The organism is Bacteroides mediterraneensis, from assembly GCF_900128455.1.
Lineage (GTDB): Bacteria > Bacteroidota > Bacteroidia > Bacteroidales > Bacteroidaceae > Phocaeicola > Phocaeicola mediterraneensis.
The window spans coordinates 2,880,542-2,893,888 of the sequence record NZ_LT635783.1; the positions used below are offsets into that span (position 1 = coordinate 2,880,542).

The window sequence follows — 13,347 nt, forward strand, 5'->3', positions numbered from 1 at the left end:
TGAATCAAAGTTTTAAGCAAGCAAACACCTTGTATTTATCCTAAAACATCCATTCTTATGAAAATGAATCATTATGCAAAATGCGTGACTGCCGGAATCTTATGTACTTTCATGTACGGCACTTTATCGGCACAAGAAACAGACTTCGACCTCTCCTCCCAACGCTCTGAAAAGCAGGACGTACTGGCTATCCCTGGTAAAAAAATTGACCACAAAGGTTTGATCATCAACCCCACCCCTCACCAGATGAAACTGGATGCGAATAACACCTGCCCCATTACACAAGGTATCCACCTGAAAGACAAGCAGCAGAAATTTGCAGCCAGTCTTGACTTTCTCACACAGAACAAAAAAGGAATCAAGCTCACCATTGACTTCGGAGCGAAAGCTGCTGGGAAAGCAAACGTAAAGGAAATCTCAGGAGCCTATTCTCTGGTAATTGGCAAAAAGGAAATCACCATCATCGGCTACGACGCACGTGGTGCATTCTATGGCATCCAGACATTGAAGCAACTGGCAGAAAGCCCGGTTTCAGCCAACGGGACACTGCCTTGCATGGAAATCAACGATTATCCGGACTTGCCTAACCGGGGTGTGGTAGAAGGTTTCTACGGCACACCTTGGTCACACGAAGTCCGCCTGTCGCTGATTGACTTCTATGGAAAGTTCAAGATGAACACTTATTTATACGGTCCTAAAGACGACCCCTATCACAGCTGCCCGAACTGGCGTCTGCCCTATCCGGAAAAAGAAGCACAACACATCAAGGAACTGGTGGATGCCAGCAACCGGAATTACGTGGACTTCGTGTGGGCCATTCATCCGGGACAGGACATCAAATGGAATGAAGAAGACTATCATAATCTGCTTCAGAAATTCAACTGGATGTACGACTTGGGGGTACGGCATTTCGCCATTTTCTTCGACGACATCTCGGGCGAGGGTACCAACCCGCTGAAACAAACGGAACTGTTGAACCGCCTGACCGAGGAATTTGTGAAAATAAAAGGAGATGTGTCTCCACTGACGGTCTGCCCGACCGACTATTCCAAACTTTGGGCCAACCCGACCGAAAAAGGAAGCTTGGCCATCTACGGGAAAACACTGAATCCTGAAATAAAGGTATTCTGGACAGGCGATGTAGTGTGTAGTGACCTGACCCCTGAAACCCTCGACTTCATCAATTCCCGCATCAAACGTCCGGCTTACTATTGGTGGAACTACCCGGTAACTGACTACATCCGTAATTTCCTGCTCCAGGGACCGGTCTACGGACTGGATACCAGCTTGACGGCCCAGGAGACTTGCGGCGTAATCAGCAATCCGATGGAACACGGTGAAGCCTCCAAACTGGCCCTGTATGGAGTGGCCGACTATGCTTGGAACATCGCCGACTACAATGCCATTGACAACTGGGAACGGGGACTGGCTGAACTGGTACCCGATGCTACAGAAGCTTACCGCACTTTTGCCATTCATTCCAGTGATACTGAAAACGGATACCGGCGGGATGAATCCTGGGAAACCCGGACTTTCCGTATTGCCGACTGGAACGATGCGGCAGCCAACGCCCTGGAAGAAGAATTCAAGAAAGTAGAAAGCGTTCCTGCACGCATGGAAAACGGTTGCAAAAACAAGGCATTGCTCAACGAGCTCCGTCCTTGGCTGACAGAGTTCGGTAAACTGGGCACACGTGGTAAACAGGCCATCGAACTGGCCCGTATTTACCGCTCCGGTCAGGACGATGCGCTTTTCTGGACGAGATATGTACAAAACATCATGACACCGGAAGACCGGAAAAACTACGAAGCACACAAGTCGGGCACCCTGAAACTTCAGCCGTTCTATGAGCATGCGATGGACGACATGGCGCATGGATATCTGAAGAAACTGTCGGGAAAAGTACCGACCGATTATAGAGGCATCGGCTCTTTCAGCAGTGCGCATACCGTACAGACTAAACTGATGTTCGACAATGATTCTACAACTTTCTATACTTCTGGAATTGCCCAGAAAGCGAACGACTGGATTGGGGTAGACCTGCGCGACGTACGCGATGTGACGGAAATCTCCATCCTTCAGGGAAGAAATTCCAAAGACGATGTGGACTATTTCGACCATGCCGTAGTGGAATGTTCTGCCGATGGACAAAACTGGAAAGCCCTTACCGGCGAACTAAACCAACAATACATCATCCACTGGCAGGGTGCTCCGGAAAAGGCACGCTATGTCCGCCTGAAACGACTGGATTCCAAACGCACCAACTATGCCTCTGTCCGCTCGTTCGACGTAAACCCGCTCCGCCCGGACAACCTCGGCTTTACGCTTGAGGCAGATACACTGAGCAAAGCAATCTATGCTTTCGACAACAATCTGTCCACTTCTTACCAAAGCACAAAAGCGATTACTTTCGGAGTAGACAAAGATGTCAAGGCCTATACCTTACTGATGAACCAGTTGTCCACCCCGATAAAATGCGTGCAAGTGGACAAGAAAGGCAAGGCACTGTCTGAAACCATGATTGAAACTCCTTATGCAAGAATCGAACTGGCAGACAAGAATGTCAGTCAAATTCGTTTGGAAGGGGAAGTGGAAATCTTTGAAATTGTGCCGATAAGATAACACAATCTCAACAATTATATAATTTCCTATAACTACATTATGGCTTATGAAGTAAATTTATCTTATTTCATAAGCCATAATTTCTATCTCCCCCATGTAGCATGAAAACACAAAGTCTTGAATATTTATCCAAAACTTTCTCCTTTATAAAAACAGACATTCTTAAATCAATATTATAAAAAAACAGTATATTTGCCATACGATGTCAGTCCATTGAAACTGACCACAAAAGGGGATAAAACAAATTTAACTATCAAACAAAAGAATCTATGAAAAAAGTATTTTTATCTTTCATGCTCACAGCCTGTTCAGGGGTTTTCTTTTCACTCAACGCACAAGAGTATAAAATACCCGAAAAAGTAGTGATTGTTACCAAACAAAATGTAAATGTTCGTCAAGCCCCACAAACTTCATCAACAGTTGTAGAAAAAGCTTCCAATGGAGCAATGTATGAATTTGTGGCTCAACAAGGTTCTTGGTACGAAGTCAAAGATGTAAGAACCGGAAACACCGCCTTTATTTCGACTACAGTGGGACGTGTTTCTGCCGGAAATCAAATTGCCAGAACAGATAAAGGATTGGTAGAGCCCAACGACAATCTACATTTTGTTTATCAAAAACGAGAAAATATGACCGATGGTGAAAGAATTACCTCCTATGGCTTTTACCAAAAGCAGGAAAAAAATGTTGTGTATGCTACGGTTTCGCAAACCACCAATACTATGACGGGACGCTCATTTACCAGTGAGTTATATTATAAAGGAAAACAAATGGGGTGGTATTTGTTCTTTGATGAAGTGGTAGACATGGATGGTGTAGTACAAACCAAATTGGACACTCCGACAGTAGTATTCTCCAACGGAACACAAGGAGTTATCATAGATGGACAAACTTATAAGAAGACTAGCTATGAATTCTAGTCTATTTTCAAGCAAGAATATTCAGAAGATATCCTAAAAAAGCTGGTATGCGTGAATGAAATTTTCCAATCATTTATGCATACCAGCTTTAATTATTCATCTTTCCACAAACCACAAAATATTAGAAATCAACAATTTAACAATTCACAAAAACAACAGACAAAACGCTTCGACGTTTTAAGTAAAACGCAAGTGCGTTTAAAGGAAAACGCAAGGACATTTGGGTTGAAACGTCCTTGCGTTTTTTATGCCTTATTTTATCACCCGAAAATAGTCCGGTTTACGCGGTTTTGCCGGAGCTGCTTCTCCCTCCGGATAGCCCAAGGAAAGGGCTCCGATACCCATCAGTCCTTCGGGAAGTCCCCATTCTTCCATCAGCTGCTTGCCTTCTTCCGTGGCAAACATCTCGCGTTCCCGGTGAATCCAGCAACTGCCCAATCCCAGTGCATGCGCTGCCAGCATCATGTTTTCCAGCACGCAACTTCCGTCCTGTACCGGATTGTTGGCCAGTGAAGGTGCAAAGACCAACACGTAGGTAGGCGCATTGTAATAAGGATTTGAGGTAACTCCCATGATTTCGGCATTCATTTGGGCCAACTGGGCCAGCACTTCTTTCTTCTGCACGGCCACAATGTAGGGCGACTGCATGCCGCGCGAAGTCGGTGCATAAGTACCTGCTTCGAGCACAGCCTTCAGCTCTTCATCCGTAATCTGTTCCGGTTTATACTTACGGCAACTGCGCCGCGTTTCAATGACCTTCAAAAAATCTTTTTCCATATTGACACTGTATTTGATGGTTATTTATTTCTATTCTATCTCAACGTTTTTTCTTCGACAACAAGGTCTTCACGGCTGTCTGCATCAAGTGATTACGAACTTCGGCATTCTCCACACATTCCAGCGGAAATCCCAAGACAAACGTTCGGTAATTCTCTCCACGATATACGGTTCCTACGCCATAATTCCCTTGGGTGTATACGAAAGAAGAGTAGGCTCCGGAAGCAGGCATCACACATTCCATGGAGGGAACGGCATAAACTGTTTCATTAGCTCCTCCTTCAATCTGGAACTGTACCCCGGCTCCCTGCACGGAGGCTGAGGTCTGATTACTGAAACGGCCGCCATATACGCACTTCAGCACATTCTTCCCAAAATCTCCCTTTTGCAAGTTTGCTCCCCACGCAGAACCGCTCACCAGCAAACGTCCGCCCTGACGACAGTAACGGGTAAGAGCTTCCTGCATAGCCGAAGAGAAGGATTTGGCATCGGCTCCGCAAATCAAATCCACCAGGTCATATTGACTCAGGTCCGTACTTCCGCTCTCCAAGGTTTCATCACTGCAAGACACGAACGAATAGCGTCCGGCCCGCTGAATGGCCTTGCCATGCACAAACACATAATCGTATGTATTTCCAGCTATCAGCTTTCCTTCCAACGCATTGTCGCTGACCCCAAGCCCATCGCCTGTCTCCAGTCCGGCTTTATCCCGATTGAATCCTTGCTGGTAACCGCAATAAGCAGGAGTCTGCCCGTAAGGAATGCCCGGGTCCGACTTCAGGTCAAACCCCTGTAGCAAGGCCGAATTGACTTCCTCCGGACCTGAGGTGGCATCAAACCCGTTCACAATCAGCAACGTGCCTTTGCTACGTTTAGCCTTATAGGCTGACAGAATTTCCGAAGGGAAACTCTCTCCTCCCTTGTTGACGGCAGTCACCTTGAAACTGTACACCAGTCCCGGCTCCACTTTCACCGTGTATTCCGGTTTGCGTACATATACTCCATTATCAAATCCGCCGTAACCGATACGGGTATAGACGATGTATCCCTGCGGTTTGGCCGTAGGTTCCATCACATCCTCCACCGGATTCCAGTTAAGGGTAAAGGTATTTTTCTTTTTCCCTTCCCGAATGGCGAAATGGTTCACCGGAAGTGGTTGCACCACATAATCCGTACCGTGCATGGTAGAAAGGTATTTCAAGATGGATTTATAAACCGAGCGTCCTACGGTAAACTTGAAATCGGGATTATGCCCCCATTTCATATCGGCGAAATTCTGGTGGGAGAGCAATTCCAGAATCATAGAAGGTACTGCCGGCAGACGGGTCTCGCTGTAGTTCCGGTTCCACATGCTCCGCCGGGCCCACTGCACTCCAAAACGGGAAGAGATGTCACGCTGCAGTCCTGTCAGCACCATATCTGTCAGGTCGCGCGATGCATAGCGGGAAACGCCACAGTTCAGTTTCCCGTCGTTGAAGTCAGTCGTATAAATTCCCAAGGAACCCACCAGTTCATCATCCATTTTGAACCCCGCATCGCTGTGCAGTCCCAACGTCATCTCAAACGGCACCTTCAGCCCCTCTTCCGAAGGATTGTACACCGACCCGCCACTCAAGTAATTCACCATCAGCGAACGGACATTGATGTCATCGTTATAATCATTTTCTCCCTGGCTCTTGCTGTACACCGGATAAGGCATGCCGGCCCATTGTGCCCAATAACGCGCCCCTTCCAGGTAACGGGGCACTCCGCTCACCTGTCCGCCGCGGACAATATTTCCCATGCCACCGCCAAAACGGACCGCGTCGGCACAGACCACGCCCTTTTGGGAGCTCTCGTTGCTCAGCACCACCATACCGTAATCGTTCCGTCCCTTGTCGAATTCAAAAGTGCCCAGATACACCCAAGTACCTCCTCCCATCTGCTGGTTCACCTTGAACTCGGTCACTCCTCCGTTGTGGAAGACCAAGTATTTGGCATCCGACACACTTTCCGGCAGTGTCTGATAACTGACGTACACCGCATATTTTCCTTTTTCCGGAATATTGGGAATCCATTCGGCAAAAGCCTTCTCCGGCTGACCCTGGGTAGCAATATACCTCGCCGTACCATCTTTGAAAGGATTGTAGTTATCCGGATACTGCTGATACTTTTGGGCAAATCCCGGCCGACCAGTATCCTTCCACGTATATTTCTTGTATTCCACTTCCAGATAATGACTGCCCGGCGTACAAGTGTTATTGTCCACAATCACCTCGTGGCGCTGCCAGTCGCGTTCACGGGGAGTGAAGACCACGGCTCCGGCATTTTCCAACATCGGAATCAGATACGGCACCACGAACGACTGGGTAAACAAATCTTCCGTGGTACAGAACAAGCGGGGTCGCTGCCAGCACCATTCATTCCGGTCGTTCCGGTACACTTTTCCATGACTCTGCCACACGGCCACATGCCGCCCCTCCAGTCCCCGGCTGATATCAAACGGACGCGATACATTGGTCACCCACGGGTTTCCCTTCGCTTCCAGTTTGCCGTACAAACGGGTCTTGTCCTGTTTCTTCCGGAACGCATTGGGCACCAGTTCCTCAATCGGTTTTCCGTCCGCATACACCTGCAAGGTATAATAATTCACCGGCCCCGGAAGCGACTGTTTCAGCAGGCGATAAATGGCCGACACATTTTCTTCCGTAAACGGTTGGTAACCAAAAGTGGGATTGGCATACACGCGCAATACTTTTTTATCATGTTCCAGCTCAAAACGTTCCAGCTTACACTTGCCGATATGCGCATACGAAGTTTCATAATTGGCAAAAAAATCCTTCAGACGCTGCTCTGTGGTCTGCTCCAGACTTTGTCCAAACACAGTCCCTGCCACGCAAAGACAGCCCAGCAGAAAAATAGCAATTTTTTTCATATTCATTCTATAGCACCGGCACAAAGGTAACAAAATCTCACAGATTCTTTTCATCCTTACCCCACGAAAAAAGCCGTCCGGCGTCTTCCAACACCGAACGGCTTTCCCATTCTCTTTACAGACAATAATTAGTTGTTTTCCGGACGAAGTTTACGTACAGTCACAGCAGTCTGCCACATTTCGCTTTCACGCAATGCTTTCAATTCCGCATTCAGTTTTTCACGATAATCCGGCTGAGAGTTGCTGTCGATAGAAATCTGAGCTTCATGACCGCATTTTACACTCTGATACAATTTCTGCATTACCGGTTTGATGGCATCGTGGAACGGGCCCATCCAGTCGAGGGCACCACGCTGTGCGGTAGTAGAGCAGTTTGCATACATCCAGTCCATACCGTTCTTAGCGAACAACGGCATCAGTGACTGAGTCAGCTCTTCTACGGTTTCGTTGAATGCTTCCGACGGAGTATGTCCGTTTTCACGCAGCACTTCATACTGTGCCAGCAACAATCCCTGGATAGCTCCCATCAAAGAACCACGTTCACCGGTCAGGTCGGAAGTAGCTTCACGCTGGAATGTAGTTTCGAACAGGTAACCTGAACCGATACCGATACCCAATGCAATGGTACGGTCGTATGCCTTACCAGTAGCATCCTGGTAGATAGCATAAGAAGAGTTCAAGCCACGTCCTTCCAGGAACATGGTACGCAAAGAAGTACCAGAACCTTTCGGAGCCACCATGATGACATCAATGTCTTTAGGAGGAACTACGCCAGTACGGTCATTCCAAGTGATGGCAAAACCATGAGAGAAATACAATGCTTTCCCTGCTGTCAGACAAGGTTTGATAGTAGGCCATACAGAGATGACTGCTGCATCCGACAACAAACACATGATAATCGTCGCTCTCTTGCAGGCTTCTTCAATGCTGAACAAGGTTTCTCCCGGTACCCATCCGTCGGCTACAGCTTTTTCAAAAGTCTTACCCTGACGCTGTCCGACAATGACGTTAAAACCGTTATCGCGCAAGTTCAATGACTGTCCCGGTCCCTGTACACCGTAACCGATTACAGCAATGGTTTCATCTTTCAATACTTCACGTGCTTTTTCCAATGGAAATTCTTCGCGGGTGATTACATTTTCAATCACACCGCCAAAATTCATCTGTGCCATAATTTTTTACAATCTTTTTACGCAACCTTCCGGCTGCAAGTTGATATACTAATTTAATCTCTAAAAATCACTTTACTTCGAACGACTACTTCCGCACCGTTCTTCTTTACTTCCACATCATATTCATTTTCTCCGGTCTGCTCCTGGAAGAAGCTCAAGGTGTCACCGTAATAGCTTTCGGCTACATAGGCCATCTCAAACCGGCGGACCTGTTTCTTTCGGAACATTTCCATAGGGAACAAATCCAGAATATGTTCAATGTATTTGATGCTGTTCACATGTCCGTTCAAATCAATATCGCTGTACTTCACCCGATACTCTCCCATCAGTTGCGGATGCGTCACCTTGATGCGTCCCGGCTTATCAATCGGACAGTCCTTCTGACACACATAGTCCACAATCGAACCGCCATGCAACGTCAGCAAATCGGCCGGTTTGCGGGTTTCCATGCTAATCATCGCCCAAATGGAACGGGCATATCCGATAGGCTTCCCATCCTTGTCTAGAATGGCAAAGTTACGGTCTGTAAAAAGACGGTACACATTCTCCACCCATGTCTGGATTGTAAAGTCTTCGTACGCACGCGGCATGTCTTCCAGCTCAATCGCCAGACGGGACAGCACCCACGTGTAATGATTCTCATTCAACGTGGCAATGCCGAATCCTCTGTCGGCCGCATGAAACCCAGCGCAATTCAGCAGATGATTGCCCAACACGCCCATTGTCAGCCGTTCCATGAAATCCACATGAAACGGTTCGGCTACAAACCGGTAAGTACCAACTTTACTTTCTTCTGTCATAGATTCAATTCTTTTGGTTCCGATATCTTTCTTCGCGATGCGCCAAATATTCGTTCACCCGCTCAAAACAGCTGGTAGAAACAGCAATACGCCCAGAGCGTACAAACTGCAGCACGCAGTTCAACTGCTTCAGTTCCTGATAGAGCGAAGTGATGTCCGCACTCATTCCCACCATCTCCACGATAGAGAAAGTTGGATTGACTTCCACAATATGTGCACTGTAACGGCGAATCACCTTGGATGCTTCCGGATTCGACTGGAACTCAGGAGTGGACACTTTATACATCGCCACTTCACGCTGGAAGATTTCCTTGTCCGTAAAATAATGTGCCTGAATCACATCCATTTTCTTTTCTATCTGTGTCACCACTTTGCCAATCACATCCGGAGTAGTCCAGCAAGTGATGGTATATTTATGTACTCCCTTGATGGAAGAAGCCGACACATTCAGACTCTCGATGTTGATCTGGCGACGGGTAAACACCGCGGTAATCTGGTTCAATATACCGGCAATATTTTCTGAATGAACAATGATTGTATATAATGTTTTATTATCCATATTCTTCCTCCTTCTCCTCTCAACATTCCATTAACATATAGTTGACCGAACTTCCCGGAGGCGTCATCGGCAACACATTTCCTTCTTCTATCACGCATACCTCCAACAGGAAAGCACCGTCGGTCGACAGCATTTCCTGAATGCCGTCGTTCAGTTCCTCGCGTCCCATCACACGGCGTGAAGCAATTCCATAAGCCGATGCAATCTGCATGTAATCAGGATTCATCATCGGTGTGAAAGAATAGCGACGGTTGAAGAACATGGCCTGCCACTGGCGCACATTACCCAAATAATTATTATTCAGCAGGATAATCTTGACCGGCGATTTCTGTTCCATAATCGTACCCAGTTCCTGCATGGTCATCTGTAAGCCTCCGTCTCCCATAAAAGCACATACGGTACGGTCGGGGCGGCCAAATGTAGCTCCAATGGCTGCCGGCAGACAGAATCCCATGGTTCCCATACCACCGGAAGTGACAATACTACGGGGTTTGGAAAACTTGAAGTAACGGCAAGCCATCATCTGATTCTGACCAACATCGGTCACCAGAATGGCCTCGTTGTGAGTAGCCTCACTGACCGCATTGACCACTTCACCCATATTAATCGGACCATCCTTCGGGAACACTTCCTTTTCGATTACCTGTGTATATTCTTTCTCCTCATACGGTTTGAAACTGGCAATCCATTCTTCGTGTTTCTGTGGCTGAATCAGTTCGGTCAGCAATGAAAGCGTCCGTTTGCAGTTACCTAAAATCGGCACATCCACCGGCACGTTCTTTCCGATTTCCGACGGATCTATATCCAGATGGATTATCTTGGCCTGTTTGGCATACGTATCCAATTTACCGGTCACACGGTCATCAAATCGCATACCCACTGCAATCAATACATCACATTCATTGGTCTTCACATTCGGTCCCAGGTTTCCATGCATTCCCAGCATACCTTTGTTCAAACGGTGATTGCTTGGCAAGGCCGACAAGCCCAACAACGTACATCCACAAGGAATATCCGCCTTTTCCACGAATTCCTTCAATTCCTGCTGGGCATTTCCCAACTCTACGCCCTGTCCTACCAGTACCAACGGACGCTTGGCCCCATTAATCAAAGCCACCGCCTCAGCCACAGCTCTCGAATCTGTTTCCGGATCCGGATCATAACTGCGGATAAAATCCAAATCCACCGGCTCATAATCCGTCATTTCTACCTGTGCATTCTTGGCGAAGTCCAGTACCACCGGTCCCGGCCGACCACTCCGAGCGATATAAAATGCCCGGGCAACCGCCCAAGCCACATCCTCCGCACGGCGTATCTGATAACTCCATTTGGAGATAGGCTGCGTAATGCCTACCAAATCAACTTCCTGGAACGCATCCGTACCCAGCAGGGAAGCCCCTACCTGACCGGCAATCACCACAATCGGCGTACTGTCAATCATGGCATCAGCGATGCCAGTAATCGTATTGGTCGCTCCGGGCCCACTCGTGACCAAACAAACTCCCACTTCTCCCGATACACGGGCAAATCCCTGAGCCGCATGTGCAGCTCCTTGTTCATGACGAACCAAAATGTGGTTCAATCTGTCCCGATGGTCATACAACGCATCGAACACCGGCATGATGGCTCCTCCTGGATAGCCGAAAAGAGTCTTTACCCCTTCATGCTCCAATGAGCGCATCAATGCTTCTGAACCTGATATCTTTTCTTTACTCATAAGCTTCTCCTTATTCTACAATTCTCACTCCACCTTTATCTGCCGAACTCACCATGCTGGCGTATGCCTTCAATGCCTTTGAAACCTTACGGTTGCGGGTCACGGGCGTCATCGGGCGCTGGGCCAGTTCTTCGTCAGACAGTTTCACATTGATGGAACGGTTGGGGATATCTATTTCGATGATGTCTCCATCCACAATCTTACCGATGTTACCTCCAGCCGCAGCTTCCGGAGAAATATGTCCGATACTCAACCCGGAAGTTCCTCCACTGAAACGACCGTCGGTAATCAGCGCACACTCTTTACCCAGATGCTTGGATTTGATGTAAGAGGTAGGATACAGCATTTCCTGCATGCCCGGACCTCCCTTCGGTCCCTCATGGGTAATGACTACCACATCACCGCTGACCACTTTTCCACCCAAAATTCCTTCACAAGCAGCTTCCTGCGAATCAAACACTTTAGCCGGGCCCGAGAACTTCCAGATACTCTCATCCACTCCAGCGGTCTTTACCACGCAACCATCTTGAGCGATATTCCCTTTCAATACAGCCAAGCCGCCATCCTTACTGTACGCATGCTGCAAATCACGGATGCATCCATTTGTACGGTCGGTATCCAGTTCCTTATAGGTCGAATTCTGTGCTCCCAACTGTATGCAGAACTTACCGCCCGGCGCACTCGAATAAATGCGCTGTGCGTCTGCATCTACCTCCGGACGACAGATATTGTATTTGGCAATGGCTTCTGCCAGTGTAGAACCGTCCACCCGGTGTACCGTAGTATCCAACAATCCTCCTTTGGCCAGTTCACCCAAAATATTCAAAATACCTCCGGCACGATTCACATCCTGAATATGATATTTCTGTGTATTGGGAGCTACCTTACAAAGACAAGGCACACGACGTGACAGCATGTCAATATCGTCCATTTTGAAATCCACTTCCGCTTCATGAGCCACCGCCAACAAGTGAAGCACCGTATTGGTAGAACCACCCATGGCAATGTCGAGGGTCATGGCATTCAGGAACGCCTCACGAGTAGCAATGCTGCGCGGCAGTACACTGTCGTCTCCCTCTTCATAATATTTATAAGCGTTTTTCACTATCAGTGCCGCCGCATCCTTGAACAACTGCCTGCGGTTGGCGTGAGTGGCCAAAATCGTACCGTTACCCGGCAACGCCAATCCAATTGCTTCATTCAAGCAGTTCATCGAATTTGCGGTAAACATACCTGAGCAGCTTCCGCAACCCGGACACGCATGACGTTCTATTTCTGCCACATCTTCATCACTCACGGTAGTATCGGCCGACTTGATCATGGCATCAATCAAATCCAGATGCTGTCCGCCCCATTCTCCAGCTTCCATCGGTCCACCTGAGACGAACACTGTAGGGATATTCAATCGCATGGAAGCCATCAACATTCCCGGCGTAATCTTGTCACAGTTGGAAATACACACCATGGCATCTGCCTTATGTGCGTTCACCATATATTCTATGCTGTCGGCGATGATGTCGCGCGAAGGCAAAGAATACAGCATCCCGTCATGCCCCATCGCGATTCCGTCGTCGATGGCAATGGTGTTGAACTCAGCCGCAAAGCATCCCAGTTTTTCAATCTCTGCTTTCACCTGCTGACCAATCTCATGCAAGTGCGTATGACCGGGTACAAACTGCGTAAAAGAGTTCACTATCGCGATGATCGGTTTTCCCATCATCTCCTTTTTCATTCCATTGGCCACCCACAATGCTCTGGCACCTGCCATACGGCGGCCTTCGGTACTCATCGAACTACGTAACTGATGTTTCATTTTCGTCTTTCTTTTCAATTAAAAAGCCTCTCTCAACGCTTGGTGAGAAAGGC

9 protein-coding genes are annotated in these 13,347 nt (G+C 47.9%); 2 read left to right on the forward strand and 7 right to left on the reverse strand.

Translation table 11 applies throughout. The features are described from left to right. Nucleotides 1-57 precede the first annotated feature (57 nt). A complete protein-coding gene (locus BQ7480_RS12335; protein WP_072543099.1) occupies nucleotides 58-2,622 on the forward strand; it encodes a glycoside hydrolase family 84 protein in 2,565 nt (854 codons plus the stop codon). A 269-nt stretch (nucleotides 2,623-2,891) separates the two neighbouring features. Further along, the gene (locus BQ7480_RS12340) at nucleotides 2,892-3,542 is read left to right on the forward strand and encodes an SH3 domain-containing protein (protein WP_072543100.1); all 651 of its coding nucleotides are present in this window, start codon (nucleotides 2,892-2,894) and stop codon (nucleotides 3,540-3,542) included. A gap of 252 nt (nucleotides 3,543-3,794) precedes the next feature. Here BQ7480_RS12340 and BQ7480_RS12345 read toward each other — a convergent pair whose 3' ends face one another. The 7 genes from BQ7480_RS12345 to ilvD form a co-directional block, all read right to left on the reverse strand. Next, entirely contained in the window at nucleotides 3,795-4,319 is a 525-nt protein-coding gene (locus BQ7480_RS12345) for a nitroreductase family protein (protein WP_072543101.1), read from the reverse strand. Nucleotides 4,320-4,359: 40 nt separating this feature from the next. Next, entirely contained in the window at nucleotides 4,360-7,233 is a 2,874-nt protein-coding gene (locus BQ7480_RS12350) for a golvesin C-terminal-like domain-containing protein (RefSeq protein ID WP_072544017.1), read from the reverse strand. Between the two features lie 128 nt (nucleotides 7,234-7,361). Beyond that, complete coding sequence (gene ilvC / locus BQ7480_RS12355; protein ID WP_072543102.1) at nucleotides 7,362-8,405, reverse strand: ketol-acid reductoisomerase; 1,044 nt, start codon at nucleotides 8,403-8,405, stop codon at nucleotides 7,362-7,364. Nucleotides 8,406-8,458: 53 nt separating this feature from the next. Beyond that, nucleotides 8,459-9,205, reverse strand: a complete 747-nt coding sequence (locus BQ7480_RS12360) for an acyl-[acyl-carrier-protein] thioesterase (RefSeq protein ID WP_072543103.1) — start codon at nucleotides 9,203-9,205, stop codon at nucleotides 8,459-8,461. A 4-nt stretch (nucleotides 9,206-9,209) separates the two neighbouring features. Beyond that, nucleotides 9,210-9,764 (reverse strand): acetolactate synthase small subunit, encoded by a 555-nt coding sequence (gene ilvN, locus BQ7480_RS12365; protein WP_072543104.1) that lies wholly within the window; start codon nucleotides 9,762-9,764, stop codon nucleotides 9,210-9,212. Between the two features lie 19 nt (nucleotides 9,765-9,783). After that, nucleotides 9,784-11,481 carry a biosynthetic-type acetolactate synthase large subunit gene (gene ilvB / locus BQ7480_RS12370; RefSeq protein WP_072543105.1) on the reverse strand — a complete coding sequence of 566 codons (1,698 nt, stop codon included), beginning with the start codon at nucleotides 11,479-11,481 and terminating at the stop codon, nucleotides 9,784-9,786. Between the two features lie 10 nt (nucleotides 11,482-11,491). Next, nucleotides 11,492-13,294 (reverse strand): dihydroxy-acid dehydratase, encoded by a 1,803-nt coding sequence (ilvD, locus tag BQ7480_RS12375; RefSeq protein ID WP_072543106.1) that lies wholly within the window; start codon nucleotides 13,292-13,294, stop codon nucleotides 11,492-11,494. Nucleotides 13,295-13,347: the final 53 nt, after the last annotated feature.